Origin of the sequence: Streptomyces sp. CG4, assembly GCF_041080655.1 — a bacterium.
GTDB lineage: Bacteria > Actinomycetota > Actinomycetes > Streptomycetales > Streptomycetaceae > Streptomyces.
The window spans coordinates 6404070-6425799 of the sequence record NZ_CP163525.1 but is presented as its reverse complement, the minus strand read 5'-3'; the positions used below and the strand labels follow the sequence as shown (position 1 = coordinate 6425799).

Here is a 21730-nt window from a genome sequence, read left to right as displayed (position 1 = left end):
GGCGCTTGACCGCGCTTCACAGCCGCTTGACCCCCTTGATCCGGCCGACCCGGGTGGAGCGGGTACGGGCCTTGGCCTTCAGCGCGCCGAGCCCGCCGCGCTGGCTGCCGATGCGCAGGCCGGTCCCGGAGGAGAGCCAGCCGCTGGAGATGTCGCCGGCCTTGGCGGCGGGGCCGGTCTCGGTGAGCGGGTCGTTGTCCGAGCGGCGGGCCAGCCACATGATCCCGGGGACCACGAACGGGGCGAGCAGCAGGTCGTACAGGGCCGCCGAGAACAGCAGCCCGGGCAGGCCGACATGGCGCGCGGCGGTGTCGCCGACCAGGGCGCCGACGCACGCGTACAGCAGCGTGGAGCCGATCGCGGCGGCGACCACGACGGCCATAGGACCGGTCGCCGACTTCAGGCGGCCGTTCTCCGGCTTGATGAGCCCGGCGAAGTAGCCGACGACGCACAGCACGAGCGCATAGCGGCCGGCCGCGTGGTCGGCGGGCGGGGCGAGGTCGGCGAGCAGACCTGCGCCGAAGCCGACCAGGGCGCCGCCGACATGGCCGTACACCATGGCGAGACCCAGGACGGTGAGCAGCAGCAGGTCGGGGACGGCGCCCGGCAGGTGCAGGCGGGCCAGGACGCTCACCTGGATCACCAGCGCCACGACGACCAGCGCGCTGGAAAGCAGGATCCGGTTGAAGCGCATGGGATTCAGCTCCTACTGCTGCTGGTGGTTGGGAGAGGCGTCGGCGGACGGGGTCACCGTGACGGTCACCGTCGGCGTCGGAACCGGCTTGGGCTGGGCCGGCAGGACCTCGTCGCGCGGGTCCTTCTTCGGGGCCTGGACGACCACGCCGACGACGTCGAGCTTGGTGAAGCCGACGTACGGGGTGACGTAGATGGTGCGGGTGAGGCCGCCGTTGGAGGGGTCGACGCGGGAGACCACGCCGACCGGCACGCCCGGCACGAACGGGCGGTCGGCCTCCGAACCGAAGGTGACGAGCCGGTCGCCCTTCTTCACCTCCGCCTTGCCGTTGAGCAGCTCTACGCGCAGCGGGCGGTCGCCCTGCCCGGAGGCGAAGCCGAGTTCGTCGCTGCCCTCCATGCGGGTGCCGACCGTGAAGTCGGGGTCGTTGGCGAGCAGCACGGTGGAGGTGTCGGGGCCGACGGTGGTGACCCGGCCGACCAGCCCGTCGCCGTTGAGGACGGTCATGTCGCGCCTGATGCCGTCGTTGGCGCCGGCGTCGATGGTGATGGTCCAGGAGAAACCCTGCGCCGCTCCTATGGCGATGACCTGGGCGCCCTTGATGCCGTACTGGCCCGCGCCGGCGATCTTCAGCATCTTGTCGAGCTGGTTGAGCCTGCTGCGGTTGTGGTCGTCGCTGCCGAGCTTCGCCTTGAGGGCCGCGTTCTCCTTCTCCAGTGCGGCGAGCCGGTCATGGCGGCTGCCGGAGTCCCGGATCGCGGAGACGGCGTTGCCGACCGGGTCGACCGCCGAGGACAGCCCGTTCTCGACCGGGCCGAACACGGCGGCCGCGGCCTGCCGGGCACCGTCGACCGGGGAGTTCCTGCCCCCGCGGATGTCCACCGTGATCAGCGCGAATGCGATGGCAACCAGCAGGACCAGGAGCAACCGGCTCTCTTTCGTGTCCCTCACGTGCGGCGGCCGTGCCCTTCCTCTAATAGGAATTCGGGAGCCCCTTCGCGGGCGCGATACGCGAAACGCAAACCCGAGGGGGCCATTTGTGGGAGCTTATGCCTCTAATCAACGATCCGCCGCACGAGAGGAGAACGTCTCGTACGGCGGAATGGAAGAGTTACGTCATCTGCGCGGCTGGGCGTCCAGGACCTGCTGCAGCGCCTCGAACTCCTCGACGCACTTCCCGGAACCGAGCGCGACGCTGTCCAGCGGATCCTCGGCGATGTGGATCGGCATCCCGGTCTCCCGGCGCAGCCGCTCGTCGAGCCCGCGCAGCAGGGCTCCACCGCCGGTCAGAACGATTCCTCGGTCCATGATGTCGCCGGACAGCTCCGGCGGGCACTTGTCGAGGGTCGTCTTGACCGCGTCCACGATCGCGTTGACCGGTTCCTCGATCGCCTTGCGGACCTCGGCGGCCGAGATGACCACGGTCTTCGGCAGCCCGGACACCAGGTCCCGGCCGCGGACTTCGGTGTGCTCGTCGGAGTCGAGGTCGTACGCCGAACCGATCGTGATCTTGATCTGCTCGGCCGTACGCTCCCCCAGCAGAAGGCTGTACTCCTTCTTGATGTACTGGATGATCGCGTTGTCCAGTTCGTCGCCCGCGACGCGGATGGACTGGGCGGTGACGATGCCGCCGAGCGAGATGACCGCGACCTCCGTCGTACCGCCGCCGATGTCCACCACCATGTTGCCCGTGGCCTCGTGGACCGGCAGGCCGGAGCCGATGGCGGCGGCCATGGGCTCCTCGATGATGTGCACCTGGCGGGCGCCGGCCTGGGAGGACGCCTCGATCACGGCGCGGCGCTCGACGCCCGTGATGCCCGAGGGCACACAGACGACGACCCGCGGCCGGGCGAGATAGCGCCGCTTGTGGATCTTCAGGATGAAATAGCGGAGCATCCGCTCGGTGATCTCGAAATCGGCGATCACGCCGTCCTTCAGCGGGCGGACGGCGACGATGTTGCCCGGCGTCCGGCCGATCATCTTCTTCGCTTCGGCACCGACCGCGAGGATGCCACCCGTGTTGGTGTTGATCGCGACGACGGACGGTTCGTTGAGTACGATCCCGCGACCCCTGACGTACACCAGCGTGTTGGCGGTCCCGAGGTCGACAGCCATGTCACGGCCGATGAACGACATTGAGTTCCCCATCCGGATTCATCTGGCCTTCCTGCGCTTTTGAGGGCATATCAGGTCGGCGAGGCGGGTGCTGTGACGTGAAGGCTTCCATCGTAAACGCGCCTGCACGGCCACTGCGCGAGGGTCTCCGCCATTGTCACCAGATGGCGGCCCGCCCCGCTTGTGGAGACGGTCCAACGGAGGCACGCGTTCCCCCGATCGGGAGGCATATGCCAAGGGACGGCCGGAAATATACGGCCGTCCCTGGTCAGGCGCCACCGAACCGAGCTGACGACCCATCAGAAAATTTAGCGAAAACTCAGCTCGCCGCGGATCACGCCCGGCCCGGGAAGAAGATCTTCACCTCGCGTTCGGCGGACTCCTCGGAGTCGGAGGCGTGGATCAGGTTCTCCCGGACGATCACGCCGTAGTCACCGCGGATGGAGCCCGGCGCGGCCGCGATCGGGTCGGTCGGACCGGCCAGCGCGCGCACGCCCTCGATGACCCGCTCGCCCTCGACGATCAGCGCGACGACCGGACCGGAGGACATGAACTCCAGCAGCGGCTCGTAGAAGGGCCTGCCGACGTGCTCGGCGTAGTGCTGCTCCAGCGTGGCGCGGTCCAGGGTCCGCAGCTCCAGCGCGGTGATCTGCCAGCCGGCCTTGCGCTCGATACGGCTGATGATCTCGCCGGTCAGGCCACGACGGACGGCGTCGGGCTTGAGCAGGACGAGGGTGCGCTGGGTCACGGGGTTACTCCTTCTGACGGACGTCTGCGGTGGTGGGACGAGGTTACAAGAGCGTGCCCTGCGGTTGTTACGCAGCGTCAGCTGTGGAGGAGCCGGACTCCACCTGGGCGGCGAAGCGGGCCTTGGCCTCGTCCACCTTTCTGCCGAAGTGCACCGACGCCCACCACAGCGCCGCGAACACCGCGCCCATGAAGTACATCGTCGGGACGAAGACCCCCGAGGCGATCAGGGCGATCTGCAGGGCCCAGCCGAGGGCCACCCCGCCGGGCCGGGTCACCATGCCGCACAGCAGCACGCACAGCAGCATGGCGATACCGCTGACCAGCCACACCGTGGAGACGGACAGGCTCGGGTCCTTCATGGCGACGAGCCCGGCGAACCCGATGACGAAGAACTCGCCGATCAGTGTCGAGGCACAGAGCGTACGCATCCTCGGTCCTCAGCCCTTCCCCAGCAGCAGCCGGGCCTCGCCGACGGTGATGACGGAACCGGTGACCAGCACGCCACCGCCCGCGAACTCGCCTTCCTCCTCGGCCAGCGTGATCGCGGCCTCCAGGGCGTCCGGCAGCCGCGGCTCGACCTGCACCCGCTCCTCGCCGAACACCTCGACCGCGAGCGCGGCCAGCTCGTCCGCGTCCATGGCCCGGGCGGTGGAGTTCTGGGTGACGACGACCTCGGCGAAGATCGGCTCGAAGGCCTCCAGCAGGCCCCGCACGTTCTTGTCGCCGCTCGCGCCCACGACACCGATCAGCCGGGTGAAGTCGAACGCCTCCTGGACCGCCTCCGCGGTGGCCGCGGCGCCCGCCGGGTTGTGCGCCGCGTCCAGCACGACCGTCGGAGACCGCCGTACGACCTCCATCCGCCCCGGCGAGGACACCGCAGCGAAGGCCCTGCGGACCACCTCGATGTCCAGCGGCTCGGCGCGCTGCGCGCCGACGCCGAAGAACGCCTCTACGGCGGCCAGGGCAACGGCCGCGTTGTGCGCCTGATGGGCGCCGTGCAGCGGCAGGTACACCTCGGGGTACTCGCCGCCGAGACCGCGCAGCGTGAGCAGCTGCCCGCCGATGGCGACCTCCCGGGCGACGACCCCGAACTCCAGCCCCTCGCGGGCCACGGTGGCGTCCACCTCGACGGCCTTCTTCAGCAGCACCTGCGCCGCGTCCACCGGCTGCTGCGCCAGGATCACGGTCGCGCCCTGCTTGATGATGCCGCTCTTCTCGCCGGCGATCTCCGCGGTCGTCTCGCCGAGCCGGTCGGTGTGGTCCAGGTCTATCGGCGTGATCACGGCGACGTCGGCGTCGATGACATTGGTGGCGTCCCAGGAGCCGCCCATGCCGACCTCGACGACGGCGACGTCCACCGGGGCGTCCGCGAAGGCGGCGTACGCCATGCCGGTGAGCACCTCGAAGAACGACAGGCGGTGCTCCTGCTGGGCGTCCACCATCTCGATGTACGGCTTGATGTCCTGGTACGTCTCGATGAACCGCTCGGCGGAGACCGGGGCGCCGTCCAGGCTGATGCGCTCGGTGATCGACTGCACGTGGGGGCTGGTGTAGCGGCCGGTGCGCAGCTCGAAGGCGCCGAGCAGGGCCTCGATCATGCGGGCGGTGGAGGTCTTGCCGTTCGTGCCCGTGATGTGGATCGAGGGGTACGACCGCTGCGGCTCGCCCAGCACGTCCAGCAGCGCGGCGATCCGGCCGATCGAGGGCTCCAGCTTGGTCTCGCCCCAGCGGGTGGCCAGCTCCGCCTCGACCTCGCGCAGGGCCCGGTCGAGCTCGGGGTCCTCCGGCCGCGCGGGTACGTCGGCGTACGGCTGCCCGCCCTGGGTGCGCAGGGTGCGGCTGCCGGCCTCGATCACCGCGAGGTCGGGGTCGCGGGTGGTCTCGGCTTCGATGAGTTCGTCGAAGCCCTCGAGGGGGTCGGGCTGGTCGTTCTCGTGCGGGAGGTCGCTCACGGGGCCAGTCTACGGAGCGGAGGTGACAACGGACCGGTTCGGGGTGGTTGCTCGCCCTTGCCGGGTGCGCGTCCGTTGTGGTGACTCGCGCCCACGCGGCGCAGCCGCATGGCAACACGGCCCGCGTCCCTGGGTCGGCGAAGGCCCCGGCGCCTCAAAGCACCGGGGCCTTCGGTCACGTAGAACTGCTTACGCCTGCGGCAGCCTGTCCAGCTGAGCCGTGATCCGCGCGATGTCCTCCTCCGCCTTGGCCAGGCGGCCCCGGATCTTCTCCACCACGTTGTCCGGAGCCTTGGCCAGGAAGGCTTCGTTGCCCAGCTTGGCGTTCGCCTGGGCCTTCTCCTTCTCGGCGGCCGCCAGATCCTTCGCGAGGCGCTTGCGCTCGGCCGCCACGTCGATCGTGCCGGAGAGGTCGAGCGCGACCTCGGCGCCGGCGACCGGCAGGGTGGCCGTGGCCGTGAAGGTCTCGCCCTCCGGCTGGAGGCGCAGGAGCTGGCGGATGGCGGCCTCGTGGGGCGCCAGCGCCGTACCGTCCAGGGTCAGGCGGGCCGGGACGCGCTGGCCCGGCTGCAGGCCCTGGTCGGCGCGGAAGCGGCGGACCTCCGTGATGACCGACTGGAGGGACTCGATCTCCTGCTCGGCGGCCGTGTCGCGGAAGCCACCGTCCTCGGGCCAGTCGGCGATCACGATCGACTCGCCGCCGGTGAGGGTCGTCCAGAGGGTCTCCGTGACGAACGGGACCACCGGGTGCAGCAGCCTGAGCGTGACGTCCAGGACCTCGCCCAGGACCCGCTTGCTGACCTCCGCCGGCTCGCCGCCCGCCTGGAAGACGGTCTTGGACAGCTCGACGTACCAGTCGAAGACCTCGTCCCACGCGAAGTGGAAGAGGGCGTCGGACAGCTTGGCGAACTGGAAGTCGTCGTAGTACGCGTCGACTTCGGCGACGACCGAGTTCAGCCGGGAGAGGATCCAGCGGTCCGTCGCCGACATCCGGGAGGCGTCCGGCAGTTCGCCTTCCACCGTCGCGCCGTTCATCAGCGCGAAGCGCGTGGCGTTCCAGATCTTGTTGGCGAAGTTGCGGGAGCCCTGGACCCAGTCCTCGCCGATCGGGACGTCGACACCGGGGTTCGCGCCACGGGCCAGCGTGAACCGGAGCGCATCGCTGCCGTACTTGTCCATCCAGTCCAGCGGGTTGACCGCGTTGCCGAAGGACTTCGACATCTTCTTGCCGAACTGGTCGCGGACCATGCCGTGCAGGGCGATGGTGTGGAACGGCGGGGTGCCGTCCATCGCGTACAGGCCGAACATCATCATCCGGGCGACCCAGAAGAAGAGGATGTCGTAGCCGGTGACCAGGACGGAGTTCGGGTAGAACTTCGCGAGCGACTCGGTCTGTTCGGGCCAGCCGAGGGTGGAGAACGGCCACAGGCCGGAGGAGAACCAGGTGTCGAGGACGTCCGTGTCCTGGTGCCAGCCCTCGGCCTCGGTCCCGGGCGGCTGCTCGTTCGGCCCGACGCAGACGACTTCGCCCTCCGGGCCGTACCAGACCGGAATCCGGTGGCCCCACCACAGCTGGCGGGAGATGCACCAGTCGTGGAGGTTGTCGACCCAGTCGAAGTACCGCTTCTCCATCTCCTGCGGATGGATCTTGACCTTGCCCTCACGGACGGCGTCACCGGCGGCCTTGGCGAGCGGGCCGACCTTGACCCACCACTGCATGGACAGGCGCGGCTCGATGGTGGTCTTGCAGCGCGAGCAGTGGCCGACGGAGTGGACGTACGGCCGCTTCTCGGCGACGATCCGGCCCTCGGCGCGCAGCGCGGCGACGATCGCCGAGCGGGCCTCCAGGCGGTCCATGCCCTGGAAGGGGCCGTGGACGGTGATGACGGCGTGCTCGTCCATGACCGTGATGGCCGGCAGGTCGTGGCGCTGGCCGATCTCGAAGTCGTTCGGGTCGTGGGCCGGGGTGACCTTGACGGCGCCGGTGCCGAACTCGGGGTCGACGTGCTCGTCGGCGACGACCGGGATGGAGCGTTCGGTCAGCGGGAGCCGGATGAGCTTGCCGACGAGGTGCTTGTACCGCTCGTCCTCGGGGTGGACGGCGACGGCGGTGTCACCGAGCATCGTCTCGGCACGGGTGGTGGCGACGACGATGGTGTCGTCCCCCTCGCCGTACTTCATGGAGACCAGCTCGCCGTCGTCGTCCTGGTACTCCACCTCGATGTCCGAGATGGCCGTCAGACAGCGCGGGCACCAGTTGATGATGCGCTCGGCGCGGTAGATCAGCTCGTCGTCGTAGAGCCGCTTGAAGATGGTCTGAACGGCCTGCGAGAGCCCTTCATCCATGGTGAACCGCTCACGCGACCAGGCGACACCGTCGCCCAGGCGCCGCATCTGACCGCTGATCTGGCCGCCGGACTCGGCCTTCCACTGCCAGACGCGCTCGACGAAGGCCTCCCGCCCCAGGTCGTGCCGGGACTTGCCCTCCTTGCCCAGCTCGCGCTCGACGACGTTCTGCGTGGCGATGCCGGCGTGGTCCATGCCGGGCTGCCACAGCGTCTCGTAACCCTGCATGCGCTTACGGCGGGTCAGCGCGTCGATGAGGGTGTGCTCGAAGGCGTGGCCGAGGTGGAGCGAGCCCGTGACGTTCGGCGGCGGGATGACGACCGTGTACGGCGGCTTGTCGCTCTTCGCGTCCGCCTCGAAGTAACCGCGCTCTACCCAGCGCTCGTACAGCGGGCCCTCTACATCGGCCGGCGCGTACTGGGTCGGCAGTTCGGAGTCGGGCGCGGGTGGCTGCTGCTGAGCGTTCTCGGTCACGGGGGTCAGTTTAGAGGTGTCGCGGGGTGGTCCCGAAACGCGATTGTTCTGTAACGGTGCGCCCCCCGGTGCCGTCTGGCTCCGAGGCCTGAGCCAGGATGTCAGGAACACATAAGCGTCCTAGGGGGAACCCAGAAATGAGCAACAACCAGCCGGGCCCGTACGGCCAGCCACCCCAGCAGCCGGGACCGTATGGTCAGCCGGGGCAGCCTGCTCCGTACGGCCAGCCGGGGCCCTACGGCCAGCCGGGCCAGCCGGGCCCGTACGGCCAGCAGCCGCAGGCTCCGCAGCCCGGCTACGGCTACCCCCAGCAGGCACCGCCGGCCGCGCCGCAGCCGGGTTACGGCTACCCGCAACAGGGCGTGCCGCCGCAGCAGCCGTACGGCCAGCAGCCCCCCTACGGCCAGCAGCCCTACGGCATGCCGCAGCCCCCGCAGCCGGGCGGCGGCAAGAAGAAGACGGGCCTGATCATCGGCGCGGTGGCCGTGGTGGCGGCTGTGGCGGTGGGGGCGTACTTCGCCTTTGGCGGGGGCGGCAGCACGAGCGTCGCGGACGACGGCCCGCACAAGCTGATCACGCCGGACTCGGTGATCAACGGGACTTACACGAAGCAGGCCAACTCGGCCTCCAGCGGCGAGGTCAGCCCGTCCGACCTCAAGGACTTCGAGAAGGCCGGTGTCAAGAACCCTCAGGGCGTCAGCGCCGGGTACCAGAGCGGCAAGGGCTTCACCGCGAAGAGTCTCACCTTCAGCGGCGTGTACGGCACGATCGCCAACCCCGAGGCGGTTGTCGACGGCGCGTTCGCCAAGGCCAAGGAGCAGTCCGAGAAGGACCAGAGCGACTCCAGCATCAAGGGCAAGATGATCGGCAGCCCCCAGCAGGTCACCCCGTCGGGCTTCTCCAACGGCGTCATGAAGTGCCAGGTGGTCGAGCTCGACAACGCCGGTTCGTCTTCGTCGTCCGGCGGAGGGGCGAAGACGATCAAGGTTCCGGTGTGCGTCTGGGCCGATCACAGCACGGTCGCCCGGGTCACGGCGTCCAGCATCGCCACCTTCACCACGGGTGACGGCGGCTCGATCAACGACACGGCAGAGCTGGCCGCCAAGCTGCGCAACGACGTGCGTGTCAAGGCCTGACACCGTCAGCCGGTACGACGAAGGGGCCCCGGTCGAGTGACCGGGGCCCCTTCACGGCAGGCGGCGGAGACAGAAGAGGGGCTTCCGGCGTAGTGCGTAGTTCTCGCCGGGAGCCCCTCGTACTCGTAGTACGGCCTACGCCGACTTCTGCTCGCCGGACCCCCGACCCCGCGCGTCCCGCGGAATCAGTGTCGGGTTGACGTTGGAGAGGACCACGTCCGCCGTGATGACCACGCGGGCCACGTCCTTGCGGGACGGGACCTCGTACATCACGCCCTGGAGGACTTCCTCCATGATGGCGCGCAGGCCTCGGGCGCCGGTCTGGCGGAGGATGGCCTGGTCGGCGATGGCCTCCAGGGCCTCGCGCTCGAAGTCCAGCTCCACGCCGTCGAGTTCGAAGAGGCGCTGGTACTGCTTGACCAGGGCGTTGCGGGGTTCCACCAGGATCTTGAGGAGCGCTTCGCGGTCGAGGTTGTGGACCGAGGTGATCACGGGCAGGCGGCCGATGAACTCCGGGATCATGCCGAACTTGACCAGGTCCTCCGGCATGACGTCCTCGAAGACGTCCTTGGCCTCCAGCTCGCGCTTGGAGAGGATCGTCGCGCCGAAGCCGATGCCCTTCGCGCCCGCCCGCGCCTCGATGATCTTCTCCAGGCCGGCGAAGGCACCGCCCACGATGAACAGGACGTTCGTCGTGTCGATCTGGATGAACTCCTGGTGGGGGTGCTTGCGGCCGCCCTGGGGCGGGACCGAGGCCGTGGTGCCTTCGAGGATCTTGAGCAGAGCCTGCTGGACGCCCTCGCCCGATACGTCGCGCGTGATCGACGGGTTCTCGCTCTTGCGGGCGACCTTGTCGATCTCGTCGATGTAGATGATCCCGGTCTCGGCCTTCTTGACGTCGTAGTCCGCCGCCTGGATCAGCTTGAGGAGGATGTTCTCCACGTCCTCGCCGACGTAGCCGGCCTCCGTGAGCGCCGTCGCGTCGGCGATCGCGAACGGGACGTTGAGCATGCGGGCCAGCGTCTGGGCGAGGAGGGTCTTGCCGGAGCCCGTGGGGCCCAGCAGGAGGATGTTGGACTTCGCCAGCTCGATGGCGTCGTCACGGCCGCTCGCGCCGCCGTTCTCGCCGGCCTGGACCCGCTTGTAGTGGTTGTACACCGCGACGGAGAGGGCCTTCTTCGCGGCCTCCTGGCCGACTACGTAGCCCTCGAGGAACTCGTAGATCTCGCGGGGCTTGGGCAGCTCCTCCCAGCGCACCTCGCTGGTCTCCGCGAGCTCTTCTTCGATGATCTCGTTGCAGAGATCGATGCACTCGTCGCAGATGTACACACCGGGCCCTGCGATGAGCTTCTTGACCTGCTTCTGGCTCTTGCCACAGAACGAGCACTTGAGCAGATCGCCGCCGTCACCGATGCGTGCCACGGTGTGCTTCCCCTTCGCCTGGGAGACGCCCGGACGCTTTCGAGTCCAGCGGCTCCTGGTGCTGCCTTATGTCCGACGGTACCTTGCCGGGCCCGGTGTTCGGGCCCCCCTTGGCAGGGTTCACTTTGACGTGCACCGTGCCAAGGGGGGCTCGGAGTATGCCGCTCCGCGTCAGCGGACCTCGGCGTTGTTCAGCTTGCGGGTGGAGATGATCTGGTCGACGAGGCCGTACTCCAGCGCCTCCTCGGCCGTGAGGATCTTGTCGCGCTCGATGTCCTCGCGGATCTTCTCGATCGGCTGGTTCGAGTGCTTCGCCAGCATGTTCTCCAGCTGCTCGCGCATCCGGGTGAACTCGTTGGCGATGATCTCCAGATCGGAGAGCTGGCCGCGGCCGGTGGAGCCCGCCGGCTGGTGGATCAGCACGCGGGAGTTCGGGAGCGCCATGCGCTTGCCGGCCGTACCGGCGGCGAGCAGGATGGCCGCCGCGGAGGCCGCCTGGCCCATGCAGACCGTCTGGATGTCGGGCTTCACGAACTGCATGGTGTCGTAGATCGCCGTCAGGGCGGTCATGTCGCCACCGGGGCTGTTGATGTAGATCGAGATGTCCCGGTCCGGGTCCATCGACTCCAGACACAGCAGCTGCGCCATGACGTCGTTGGCGGAGGCGTCGTCGATCTGGACGCCCAGGAAGATCACGCGCTCCTCGAAGAGCTTCGCGTACGGGTCGTACTCGCGGATGCCCTGGGAGGTGCGCTCGACGAAGCGCGGGATGACATAGCGGCTGTCGGGGCGAGGCCCCTCGTACATGCCGCTGGCGGCGCCGGGGAAGTTGCTCATGGGGTGTTCACCGTCCTGGTGGCGTTCTGGGGGCTTCGGTCTCGGCGGTGCTCGGCGTGGCCGGGCCGGTCAGGCACCGGTGCCGCCGCCTCCCGGAACACCCGAGGCGTGCGTGATGATCTCGTCAATGAGACCGTACTCCTTGGCCTCTTCCGGGGTGAACCAGCGGTCTCGGTCGGCGTCGCGAAGGATCGTCTCGACGCTCTGGCCGGAGTGCTGCGCGGTCAGCTCGGTCATGGTCTTCTTGGTGCGCAGCAGGTACTGGGCCTGGATCTTGATGTCCGAGACCGTACCGCCCAGGCCCGCGGAGCCCTGGTGCATCATGATGTCCGTGTGCGGCAGGGAGAACCGCTTGCCGGCGGTGCCGCCGGTGAGCAGGAACTGGCCCATCGAGGCCGCCATGCCCATGCCGATGGTCACCACGTCGTTCGGGATGTACTGCATGGTGTCGTAGATCGCCATGCCGGCCGTCACCGAGCCGCCGGGGCTGTTGATGTACAGGTAGATGTCCTTGTCGGGGTCGGCCGCAAGGAGCAGCAGCTGCGCGGTGATCTTGTTGGCGATGTCGTCGTCGACCTGCTGGCCGAGGAAGATGATCCGCTCGCCGAGCAGCCGGTTGTAGACCTGGTCGCCGAGGCCACCACCGATGGAAGGCTCGCCGGCGGCTGAGGGCATCAGATTCGTCACGTATCCACCTGCTCGTCTTACGACGGCGCCGGGCCGTCTCATTGTTCTGCCTTTCATGGACCCTAACGCCAGCGTCCCTTCGGGGAATCCCGGAGTGGCTGGTGTTCGCCGGGGGCGTAGCGCTCCGCGAGGGGGCCGGCGCGGTTCGTGGGGGGGTGGTGCGGTTGTCGTCGGGCTGCGGCTGAGTGGGGGGTGCTCGCGCCCACGCGGCGGAGCCGCATATCGATACAGTCCCGCGCCCCTTCAGGTCGGCTGCTCCCCCATACGACACGGGCCCCCGGGAGACACTCCCAGGGGCCCGTCGTACGTGCGTCAGAAGCGCCGCAGGGCCGCTCAGCCCTCGGTCTTCTCCTCGGCGGCGTCGGAAGCCTCGGCGGCCTCGACCGTCTCGATGGCGGTCTCGGTCTCGTCCTCCTCGTCCAGGTCGACGATCTCGCCGTTGGTGTCCTTCACCGTGGCGGCCTCGACCACGACGGCCAGGGCCTTGCCGCGGGCGACCTCGCCGACCAGGAGCGGCACCTGGCCGCCCTCGACGACGGCCTGGGCGAACTGGTCGGGGGACATGCCGGAGGAGGCCGCACGCCGCATGAGGTGCTCGGTGAGCTCCTCCTGGTTGACGTTGAGGTTCTCCTTCTTGACCAGCTCGTCGAGGACGAACTGGGTCTTGATGCCCTTGACCGCGGCCTCGCGGGTCTCGGTCTCGAACTCCTCGGCGGTCTTGCCCTGGATCTCCAGGTACTTCGCGAGGTCGAGGCCCATCTGACCGAGCTGGTGGTGCTCCAGGTTGTGCTTGCGGGTGTTGACCTCGTCCTCGAGCAGCTTCTCGGGGACCGGGACCTCGACCAGTTCGAGCAGCTTCTCCAGGACGCGCTCCTGGGCCTGGGTGGCCTGGTCGAACTGCTTCATGTTCGCGAGGCGCTTGCGGCTGTCGGCCTTCAGCTCGTCCAGGGTGTCGAACTCGGAGGCGAGCTGCGCGAACTCGTCGTCCAGCGCGGGCAGTTCACGGGCGGCGACCTGGGTGACCTTGACGGTGACCTCGGCCTCCTTGCCCGCGGCGGAGCCGCCCTTCAGCTCGGAGGTGAAGGTGGCCTCCTCGCCGGCGGACTTGCCCTTGACGGCGTCGTCGATGCCGTCCAGCAGCTCGCCGGAGCCGATGGTGTAGGAGACGCCGTTGGCGATGCCGTCCTCCAGCACCTCGCCCTCGACCTTGGCCTCCAGGTCGATGGTGACGACGTCGCCGTCCTCGGCGGCGCGCTCGACCGGGGAGGTGGAGGCGAAGCGCTCGCGCAGCTGCTCGACCGACTTCTCGATGTCCTCGTCGGTGACCTCGACGGCGTCGACCTCGACCTCGATGCCGGTGTAGTCCGGGATCTCCAGGGCCGGGCGGACATCGACCTCGGCGGTGAAGTTCAGCGTCTCGCCGTCCTTCAGCTCGGTGATGTCGACCTCGGGCTGGCCCAGCGGGCTCAGCTCGGCCTCGTTGACCGCCTCGGTGTAGAACTTGGGCAGCGCGTCGTTGACGGCCTCCTCAAGCACCGCACCGCGGCCGAACCGCTGGTCGATGACGCGGGCCGGGATCTTGCCCTTGCGGAAGCCCTTCACCGTGACCTGCTGGTTGATCTTCTTGTACGCCGCGTCGAGGCTGTCCTTGAGCTCCTCGAAGGGCACCTCGACAGTGAGCCGAACCCGGGTCGGGTTCAGGGTCTCCACGGCGCTCTTCACGGTTCGGTCTCCTTGTGGCTGACTGCTTGGGTTCTGCCGGAGCCAGACAGGTCCGGCGGATTCGCCGCCCGGAGGAGTACGTAGGCCATGAGGACCGAGACACACGGGCGCGCAGCTTACATAGTAACCGCAGGCGGTCAGCGCCCCAAAAGGCGATCATCACGACGTCGTGGGCAGGTGGTCGGGGTGGCGGGATTTGAACCCACGGCCTTCCGCTCCCAAAGCGGACGCGCTACCAAGCTGCGCCACACCCCGTCTGGTGCGAGACGTAGGGTACATGGCCCGGACGGTTACGTCGGCCGCATTCTTCGAGGCGACGCGCGCGGACCCTTCGCGGACCAACTCGTTGGCCTCGACGGCGGACGACCCGCTACGATGCCACCAGTGCCGCGGTCACCGACCTGCGGCGCACTGTTGCGGGCGTAGCTCAATGGTAGAGCCCTAGTCTTCCAAACTAGCTACGCGGGTTCGATTCCCGTCGCCCGCTCTCCATGATTCAGGGCCAGGTCAGAGGGTGATTCCTCCGCCTGGCCCTGATCGTTCCGGCCCTGATCGTTTCCGAGGCTGCGACCGGCCCGACGTGCGCCGTTCCCGGCGGCCGACCCGTTTGGGGCGGACGCCGAAGGCTCCCATCCCGTACACCATCGGCCCCGGGCAGGGCCGAGCGGACGCGGCGCATGGCGACGGGATGGGAGCTGGGGTGAGAGTGCTGCGTTGAGGGGATCGTGCGACCTAGATCGTCGGGTTGTCGAGCACGTTGCCGTTCGAGCAGTTGTTGGCGTGGACGGGGACGAAGTTGGTCAGAATTGGCAGCGCCGAGACGTCTGCCCCTTCCAGCCCGCAGACGGATGCCGGCGAGAAGGTCCAGTTGGTGAACGGCGTCGACTTGTTGTCCGCGTGGGCAGGAGCCGCCATGGCGATGGCAGCCACGGCCAGCGTGGCGGTCATGATGATCTTTCGCATGCTCGCTCCAACGACCACACCGATCACCGGACACGGCTCACCATGGGCATGTCCCCCGGGTGTCCGAACCAGCGGACATGCCGAGCAGTACGGCCTTGTGCGCCGGTGACCCGGTCGGTGCGCAGGTCGAGGGCGGCCAGCCCACTCTCAGCTTCGCTTGAGCGGGCAGTCCCCCATCCCGGCCGGTCCGGATCAGTTCGCGCAGCCGGTGCCGACGTCGATCACGTGCGGGCCGTCCCCGTCGAGCATGAGGTCGGCCTGTTCGAGGTCACGGTGGACCACACCGGCGCGGTGGACGTCGTGCAGGGCCTTGGCAAGGCCTGTCCGGTCCGGCGGGAGCGGCCGGCGGGCGTGGATGCCGGGGTCCTCGCCGGGGACGTAGAGCGTGGCCGTCCTGGGGCGCGGGGCATCGGCGTCCGCCATGGGCGCGGCGAAGGTGCCGCCGGCCTCGCGGGCGGCGGCCACCTCGCGGCCGGACCGGAGGCGGAACTCGTCGCCGGTCAGAATTTGATCGAGCTGATGGAGTCCGCTATCGAGTTCAGGAAGCGGTCGATGGACGGGGCCATGCCGGTCGAGGCGAGGAAGAAGCCGAAGAGGATCGCGACGATCGCCGGCCCCGCCTTGATGCTCCCTCCTCGTAGCAGGACCACCAGGATGATCGCCAACAGCAGCACCACAGACAGTGAAATGGCCACAACTGATCACAACCCTCGGTCGGTCCGCTCTCCCGGCCCGGAGGTACGGCCACCGCACCCCCGCCAGAACCATCGTGCCACCAACCCGGCCGCCTCATGCGGCTCGTGACACAACGTCGGCCACCGGACCTGCGCGGGCGATCCGCCGCACAGTAATTCGACGGCGCTTCCGCGCCCGACTTCCCAGGGAATTGCGCGACTTCATTTCGGCGTCCACACATTTTGTGCGCAGGCAATTCGAATTGATGACACGGAGGCATCGTATGCCCTATTTAGTAGGGATGAATCGGGACATCACGGGTGAACCGAGGGCCCCTGTGTGCGCATCATCACGTCAATGCCGGGCCCGAGTTCGGTAAATCGGGAGCATCCCGAGGCAATAACCAGGAATGGCTGACGCTCGCGATGATGGGCTGCTCGCTGCTGCTGACGGCCTGCTTCTTCGCCTGGGTGCCGCGCCCCAGCCGGCGTGATACGGCGCCTCAGTCGCCCTTGAGGTGCGTCACCAGGCGTTCGAAGTCCGCCCAGCCCGAGAGGTCCGAAGGGTCGCCCGGGAAGGAGTAGTACAGCGCCGGACGCCGCTTCGGGCCCAGCTCGCGCGGCGGCGAGGACAGCGGGGTGCGCCGGGCCCGGTCACCGGGCATCTCCCGCACCTCGTCGGCGCCGAGGACGAAGGCGTACGGGACGCCGGGGCCCTCGAAGCGCGGCGGTACGGACAGATCACGGCGGGCGCGGCGGACCTGGACCAGCATCGACTGCAGGTCGTGCCGGGTGGCGAGGACCTCCGCCGCCCGGATCACATCGGCGTCCGTGGGCACCTCCTCGCCGGGGCCGTAGCCGAACGCCAGCGTGACGTCCTCCTCCACCCCGCCCTCGGTGCGGCTGATCCGGACCGTCGCGAGGCCCGGGCGCTCCGGGCTGCCCACGACCACCAGCCAGGTCGGCTCGGGTGCCCGCTCGTACGCCACGTCCGTCAGCTGGCGCACCGACCAGGGCAGGTTGGCGGGCTCCTCGGTGCCCCAGCCGGCCGGCGGCTCACCGGTCAGCTCACGCCATACGGCTTCCAGGGCGCCGCCCAGCACCAGCCGGTCGTCCGCCGGGTGGATCGTCCGGAAGGACACGGCCAGTTGGCGTTCGCCGTCGTCCGCGACCACGGGGGCGAAGGAGTCGGCCATGGGGGTGCGGGGGTCGTCCGGCGTCGCCTGCGGGGACTCGACCGGCATGAACAGGCCGTCGACCCAGTGCAGTACGGCTCCGGACAGGCCGTCGTAGTAGCCGTCCTTCTCGTCCTGCACCACCCAGCGCGAGGGCCAGCCCGGCAGGTTGTTGCGGACCGCCGCGGACAGGCGGGTGCCGGCCGGGGTGACGATCTGCAGGCCGAGGTTGGCCTCGGCCACGGCCTGGAAGGCGTTCGAGAGCCAGGCGGTCATCGCGACCACCGGGCGGTCCTGGATCACCACGGCGACCTTGTCGGTGAGCACGTCCACGGCGGGCTGCGCCGCGGCCGGGGTCGGCGCCGCGCGCATCCCGTCGGTCTTGACCACCGCCAGCGACCGCGTCGCCTCCCGCGGCCACGCGGTGCCGCCGACCAGGGTGGCGATACGGGCCGCGAAGGCACCGGCGAGCTGCTCGGCCTCCTTGACGCCGGTGGTGGCACGGGCCTCGGTCCACCAGTACGGCACCTCGGGCTCGCTCGCCCCGAGCAGCCGCTGCGCCTCTCCCCTGACCTGCACCAGCAGGGGTGCCTCGACGGAGACGAGGGGGCGGCCCTGCTCGTCGCAGAGCTGCACCACCGCGCCGTCCCCCTCGACGCCCGCCAGCATGTCGGGGCCGCCGGCGAGCAGCCCGGCGAGCACGCTCAGCGGGTCGGGCATGGCCCTGGTGAGCGCGACGACATCCTTCGTCATGAGTTACCTCGGCCCCTTACCTGTTACCTGTTCCCCGCTCACCGGTTCCCCGTGTAAACGGTCTGGATGAGCCGGCTCGGCTCGCCCCTGCGGACCAGGACGCCGCGACCGGGCGGCTGCTGGCCGGCGTACACGCCGGGGAAGAGCTGGCCCTCGCTGCGGTCGCCCGCCATCACCAGCGCCGAGGCACCGGACTCGCGCAGGCTCTGCAGCAGCGGCTCGTACAGGCCGCGCGAGGCGCCCGCGACCCGGCGGGTGAGGACGAAGTGCAGGCCGATGTCCTGGGCCGAGGGGATGTACGGCAGGAAGGGGGCGAGCGGCTGCTGGCCGGCGGTGGTCAGGACGTCGTAGTCGTCGACCAGGATGACGATCCGCGGGCCCGATCCCCAGCTGCCCGGTTCCAGGTCCTCGCCGTCGGCGCTCTCGTCGGGCAGCCGCTTCTCCAGTTCGGTGGCGATGCCCGCGGACAGGCCCGCGCACAGCTTGGCGTTGTAGGCGTAGCCGCCCCGGTACTCCTCCGGGATGGCGCCGCGCAGCCCGCGCCGCGGGTCCATGACGCCGAAGACCAGTTCGTCCTCGCTGTAGCGCTCGATCAGGCCCTCGGCGACGGCCTTGAGCAGGTTGGTCTTGCCGCACTCGCTGTCGCCCATGATCACGAGGTGCTGGTCGTGCCGGAACAGGTCGAGCAGGACGGGTGCCAGCTGGGTCTGGTCCAGGCCGATCGGGACCCGGCGCGGTTCGGTCGCCGGGCCCGGCAGCAGATGCGGCTCCAGGACGTGCGGCAGCACCCGGACCGGCTGGGCGGTCTCGCCGGTCCAGGTGGCGCGGATCGTACGGGCCGTGCGCTCCAGGACCGCGCCGAGGTCGGCCGTGTCGGCGACGCCGTCGGTGCGGGGCAGGGCGACCTGGGCGAAGAGCTTGCCGTCGGTGAGGACGCGGCCCTTCTCCTCGGGCGAGAGGGTCTGGGCGAGCTTGCGCTCGATGCTGGACTCGCCGGGGTCGTTCAGCCTCAGCTCGACCCGGGTGCCGAACTGGGACTGGGCGGCGATGCGCACGTCGTTCCAGCGGAGCATGCCGGCGACCACGTGGATGCCGTAGCCGCTGCCGCGCTTGAGGATGTCGCCGACCGCGTCGTCGAGCTCCTCGAAGTCGTCGCGCAGGGCGCCGAAGCCGTCGATGAGCAGCACGATCTCGGTGGAGGCCAGCTCGGGGACGCGGCCCGCGGCGCGCAGGGTGCGCAGCTGCTCCAGGGAGTCGACGTTGTGCAGCCGGAACAGCTCCTCGCGCTGGTCCAGCATGCCGCGCACGGAGTCGATGGTGCGGGCGCAGCGCTCCCGGTCCGCCCGGCCGGCCACGCCGCCCACGTGCGGGAGCCCGGACAGCGCCTGCAGACCGCCGCCGACCAGGTCGAGGCCGTAGACGCCGACCTCCTGCGGGGTGTGGGTGAGCGCCAGGGACAGGGCCAGGGTGCGCAGCAGGGTGGTCTTGCCGGACTGGGGGCCGCCGATGACCGCCGCGTGGCCGCCCGCCACCGTGAGGTCCAGGTACCACTGGCCCTGCCACTGCCGGGTCGGGTCGTCCAGGACGCCCAGCGGCACCTGGAGCGGGCCGCGGCGCCGGGTGAGCTGCATGCCGCGCGGGCCCACCTCGACGGGACCGGCGACCTGGTCGAGGGCGACGCCGTCGGGCAGCGGGGGCAGCCAGATCTGGCGTACGGGCCGGGCGCCGGCGTCCTCCAGCTGCCGGACCATGACGCCCATCTCGGTCGGCCCGGTCTCCCGGCGCCGCATCTGCGGCTCGGCCGGGCCCGAACTCTCCTCCTGGCCCAGGGAGTTGTACGTCGTGTACTCCAGGGCCAGCGGCCCGGTGTCCTCGGTGTCGCGCTGGACGGGGCCGCGGTAGGCGCCGGAGACATAGCCGGCCTTGAACCGCTCGTAGTGGCTGGTGTCGACCTTGAGGTAGCCGAAGCCCGGCAGCGGCGGGAGGTGGAAGGCGTCCGTGGTGTCGAGGACCGTGCGGGACTCGTCGGCGGAGAAGGTGCGCAGTCCCAGCCGGTACGACAGATAGGTGTCCAGGCCCTTGAGCTTGCCGCCCTCGATGCGCTGGCTGGACAGCAGCAGGTGGACGCCGATGGAGCGGCCGATACGGCCGATGGACAGGAACAGGTCGATGAAGTCCGGCTTGGCGGTGAGGAGTTCGCCGAACTCGTCGATCACGACGAACAGGTGGGGCAGCGGGTCGAGGTCGGGGCGCTTCTCGGCGCGCAGGGCGGCGTAGTGGCCGATGTCGGCCACGTTGCCCGCCTCCTTGAGGACCTGCTGGCGCCGCTTGACCTCGCCGGCGAGCGAGGCGTGGACGCGTTCGACGAGACCGGCCTGGTTCTCCAGGTTGGTGATCACACCCGCCACGTGCGGGAGGTCCGCGAAGGGGGCGAAGGTGGCGCCGCCCTTGTAGTCGACGAGGACCAGCGCGAGGTCCTCCGGCGGGTGGGTGGCGACCAGCGCGAGGACGAGGGTGCGCAGCAGCTCGGACTTGCCGGAGCCGGTGGCGCCGACGCACAGGCCGTGCGGGCCCATGCCCAGCTCGGAGGACTCCTTCAGGTCGAGGAGCACCGGTTCGTGGCTGTCGCTGACGCCGATCGGGACGCGCAGGAAGGCGCGCTCGGCGCGCGGCGCCCACAGCCGGTCCAGGTCGAGCCGGGCGACGTCGTCGATGCCGAGCAGCTCCGCGAAGTCGACCGGGCCGGTCAGCGGGGCATCCACCAGGGACTCCGCGGACAGCCGCAGCGGGGCGAGCATCCGGGCCAGGCCCTCGGCGAGGGCGGTGCCGACCTCGTCGACCGTGCCGTGGGCGCTGATCGGCTCGGCCTCGCGCAGGTCCTCGATGACGATCCGGGCGCCGTCGACGGTGATGCGCACGCCGACGCTGCCGGGCTCCTGCACCCGCTCGTCGAGCAGGTGCAACACCGTGATGCCCATGTCCCGCAGGCCGACCGCGTCGTCGGGGCGCGGCAGGTCGACGGCGTCGTCGCCGTGCGCGTCGGCGAGGACGAGGAGCCGGGAGGTCATGGCGAGGGCGTCCTTGCCGGACAGGCCGCGGCGCACCTCGGCCGCGTAGGAGGCGCGGCGGCCCAGCTCACCATGGATCTGCCGGGCGAGCTGGGGCAGCGAGGGGGCGATCCTGCGGGCGGCGACCGGGCCGTCGAACTGCTCGGTGTCCAGCATGTGCGGCAGCCACTTGGCCCACTCCCAGTCGGCCACCCGGTCGCCGGGGGCCGCGACGGCCAGGGCCACGTCGTCGGGCGCGTGGGTCGCGGCGGCCTGGACGAGCAGCGCGCGGGCGACGCGCAGGGTGTCCTCGCGCGGGCCGATGACGCTGATGTTGCCGACGCGGTCGAGCGGGACGGTCAGCGGGAGTTCGGTGCCGGTGCTGAACCGGGCGGACAGCGCGGAGGCCTCGTTGAGCATGAACTGGTCGGGCGGGGTCAGCACGGACGAACCCTGCTGGGCGACCTTCAGATCGCGTACCGGCATCTGGCCGGTGCCGACGCGCACCCGCAGGAAGTCCCCGTCCACCCGGCGCCGCTCCCACAGCCGGGCGGGGTCGCGCACGATGTCGTACAGCGCGTCCGGCGGCGGATTGAGCACCTGGGCGCGCTCGCGCCGTTCGCGCTCCTCCTTGGCCAGCTGTTCGCGCAGGTCCTCCAGATAGGCCAGATAGGCCTCGCGCTGGGTGCGGCGGGTGCGCTGGGCCTTGCCGCGCTGGGAGAAGGCCATGGCGAGGGAGCCGGTCAGGGTGACGACGAGGATGATCGCGCCGAGCCCGGCGAACTGGCTGTTGCGCACGATGGTCATCATCACGACGGACGACATGACCCCGGCGACGGGCAGCAGCGAGTGCATGACGGAGCCGGCCTTGCCCTCGGGCAGGTTGGGCGGCGCCTCTATGGTGCGCGGCTCGGGGGCGGCCGGCGGCCGGGTGGTGCGCGCGGGGCGATGGATCAGTCGGGTGCTCATCTTCGTTGCCTCGT

Annotated in this window: 17 protein-coding genes and 2 tRNA genes; 2 read left to right on the top strand and 17 right to left on the bottom strand. The window is 69.9% G+C overall.

What is annotated here, in order from left to right; genetic code table 11:
- Positions 1–16: 16 nt before the first annotated feature.
- From mreD to AB5L52_RS29310, 7 genes are all read right to left on the bottom strand, one after another.
- On the bottom strand, positions 17–694 hold the full coding sequence (mreD, locus tag AB5L52_RS29340) for a rod shape-determining protein MreD (protein ID WP_369367131.1): 678 nt from the start codon (positions 692–694) through the stop codon (positions 17–19).
- Between the two features lie 12 nt (positions 695–706).
- Positions 707–1645 (bottom strand): rod shape-determining protein MreC, encoded by a 939-nt coding sequence (gene mreC, locus AB5L52_RS29335; protein ID WP_351026518.1) that lies wholly within the window; start codon positions 1643–1645, stop codon positions 707–709.
- 165 nt (positions 1646–1810) lie between these two features.
- The gene (locus AB5L52_RS29330; RefSeq protein ID WP_020940056.1) at positions 1811–2830 is read right to left on the bottom strand and encodes a rod shape-determining protein; all 1020 of its coding nucleotides are present in this window, start codon (positions 2828–2830) and stop codon (positions 1811–1813) included.
- Positions 2831–3143: 313 nt separating this feature from the next.
- Positions 3144–3557: a nucleoside-diphosphate kinase gene (ndk, locus tag AB5L52_RS29325; protein WP_351026520.1), complete on the bottom strand. Its 414-nt coding sequence runs from the start codon at positions 3555–3557 to the stop codon at positions 3144–3146.
- 67 nt (positions 3558–3624) lie between these two features.
- The gene (locus AB5L52_RS29320) at positions 3625–3987 is read right to left on the bottom strand and encodes a DUF4233 domain-containing protein (protein ID WP_369367128.1); all 363 of its coding nucleotides are present in this window, start codon (positions 3985–3987) and stop codon (positions 3625–3627) included.
- Positions 3988–3996: 9 nt separating this feature from the next.
- Positions 3997–5511, bottom strand: a complete 1515-nt coding sequence (locus tag AB5L52_RS29315) for a folylpolyglutamate synthase/dihydrofolate synthase family protein (RefSeq protein WP_369367126.1) — start codon at positions 5509–5511, stop codon at positions 3997–3999.
- 189 nt (positions 5512–5700) lie between these two features.
- Positions 5701–8331, bottom strand: a complete 2631-nt coding sequence (locus AB5L52_RS29310) for a valine--tRNA ligase (RefSeq protein WP_369367124.1) — start codon at positions 8329–8331, stop codon at positions 5701–5703.
- Between the two features lie 137 nt (positions 8332–8468).
- Between AB5L52_RS29310 and AB5L52_RS29305 the strand changes: the two genes are divergently transcribed.
- A complete protein-coding gene (locus tag AB5L52_RS29305; RefSeq protein WP_351569753.1) occupies positions 8469–9467 on the top strand; it encodes a hypothetical protein in 999 nt (332 codons plus the stop codon).
- A gap of 135 nt (positions 9468–9602) precedes the next feature.
- Here the strand turns inward: AB5L52_RS29305 and clpX are convergent, their stop codons facing one another.
- The 5 genes from clpX to AB5L52_RS29280 form a co-directional block, all read right to left on the bottom strand.
- Positions 9603–10889, bottom strand: a complete 1287-nt coding sequence (clpX, locus tag AB5L52_RS29300) for an ATP-dependent Clp protease ATP-binding subunit ClpX (RefSeq protein WP_069780904.1) — start codon at positions 10887–10889, stop codon at positions 9603–9605.
- 171 nt (positions 10890–11060) lie between these two features.
- The gene (locus AB5L52_RS29295; RefSeq protein WP_351026531.1) at positions 11061–11726 is read right to left on the bottom strand and encodes an ATP-dependent Clp protease proteolytic subunit; all 666 of its coding nucleotides are present in this window, start codon (positions 11724–11726) and stop codon (positions 11061–11063) included.
- A 69-nt stretch (positions 11727–11795) separates the two neighbouring features.
- Positions 11796–12401 (bottom strand): ATP-dependent Clp protease proteolytic subunit, encoded by a 606-nt coding sequence (locus AB5L52_RS29290; RefSeq protein WP_351026752.1) that lies wholly within the window; start codon positions 12399–12401, stop codon positions 11796–11798.
- Positions 12402–12746: 345 nt separating this feature from the next.
- Positions 12747–14135, bottom strand: a complete 1389-nt coding sequence (tig, locus tag AB5L52_RS29285; protein WP_369367121.1) for a trigger factor — start codon at positions 14133–14135, stop codon at positions 12747–12749.
- A 178-nt stretch (positions 14136–14313) separates the two neighbouring features.
- Positions 14314–14390: transfer RNA gene (locus AB5L52_RS29280), tRNA-Pro, on the bottom strand.
- Positions 14391–14551: 161 nt separating this feature from the next.
- On the opposite strand from AB5L52_RS29280, the gene AB5L52_RS29275 reads away from it, so the two are divergent.
- Positions 14552–14622: transfer RNA gene (locus tag AB5L52_RS29275), tRNA-Gly, on the top strand.
- Between the two features lie 245 nt (positions 14623–14867).
- Here the strand turns inward: AB5L52_RS29275 and AB5L52_RS29270 are convergent.
- The 5 genes from AB5L52_RS29270 to eccCa form a co-directional block, all read right to left on the bottom strand.
- Positions 14868–15098 carry a hypothetical protein gene (locus AB5L52_RS29270; protein WP_351026535.1) on the bottom strand — a complete coding sequence of 77 codons (231 nt, stop codon included), beginning with the start codon at positions 15096–15098 and terminating at the stop codon, positions 14868–14870.
- Between the two features lie 192 nt (positions 15099–15290).
- Positions 15291–15563, bottom strand: coding sequence for a hypothetical protein (locus AB5L52_RS29265; RefSeq protein ID WP_369367119.1), 273 nt, complete (start codon positions 15561–15563; stop codon positions 15291–15293).
- 35 nt (positions 15564–15598) lie between these two features.
- Complete coding sequence (locus tag AB5L52_RS29260; protein WP_351026539.1) at positions 15599–15793, bottom strand: hypothetical protein; 195 nt, start codon at positions 15791–15793, stop codon at positions 15599–15601.
- Positions 15794–16275: 482 nt separating this feature from the next.
- Positions 16276–17700 carry a DUF6177 family protein gene (locus tag AB5L52_RS29255; RefSeq protein ID WP_351026541.1) on the bottom strand — a complete coding sequence of 475 codons (1425 nt, stop codon included), beginning with the start codon at positions 17698–17700 and terminating at the stop codon, positions 16276–16278.
- 38 nt (positions 17701–17738) lie between these two features.
- Positions 17739–21716, bottom strand: a complete 3978-nt coding sequence (gene eccCa / locus AB5L52_RS29250; RefSeq protein ID WP_369367117.1) for a type VII secretion protein EccCa — start codon at positions 21714–21716, stop codon at positions 17739–17741.
- Positions 21717–21730 lie beyond the last annotated feature (14 nt).

Excerpts from the sequence above, each read along its gene's own strand:
- AB5L52_RS29255 (WP_351026541.1), bottom strand. The coding sequence starts at position 17,700 with ATGACGAAGGATGTCGTCGCGCTCACCAGGGCCATGCCCGACCCGCTG.
- AB5L52_RS29290 (WP_351026752.1), bottom strand. The coding sequence starts at position 12,401 with ATGCCCTCAGCCGCCGGCGAGCCTTCCATCGGTGGTGGCCTCGGCGAC.
- AB5L52_RS29270 (WP_351026535.1), bottom strand. The coding sequence starts at position 15,098 with ATGCGAAAGATCATCATGACCGCCACGCTGGCCGTGGCTGCCATCGCC.
- AB5L52_RS29330 (WP_020940056.1), bottom strand. The coding sequence starts at position 2,830 with ATGTCGTTCATCGGCCGTGACATGGCTGTCGACCTCGGGACCGCCAAC.
- mreD (WP_369367131.1), bottom strand. The coding sequence starts at position 694 with ATGCGCTTCAACCGGATCCTGCTTTCCAGCGCGCTGGTCGTCGTGGCG.
- AB5L52_RS29295 (WP_351026531.1), bottom strand. The coding sequence starts at position 11,726 with ATGAGCAACTTCCCCGGCGCCGCCAGCGGCATGTACGAGGGGCCTCGC.
- AB5L52_RS29305 (WP_351569753.1), top strand. The coding sequence starts at position 8,469 with ATGAGCAACAACCAGCCGGGCCCGTACGGCCAGCCACCCCAGCAGCCG.
- eccCa (WP_369367117.1), bottom strand. The coding sequence starts at position 21,716 with ATGAGCACCCGACTGATCCATCGCCCCGCGCGCACCACCCGGCCGCCG.
- AB5L52_RS29320 (WP_369367128.1), bottom strand. The coding sequence starts at position 3,987 with ATGCGTACGCTCTGTGCCTCGACACTGATCGGCGAGTTCTTCGTCATC.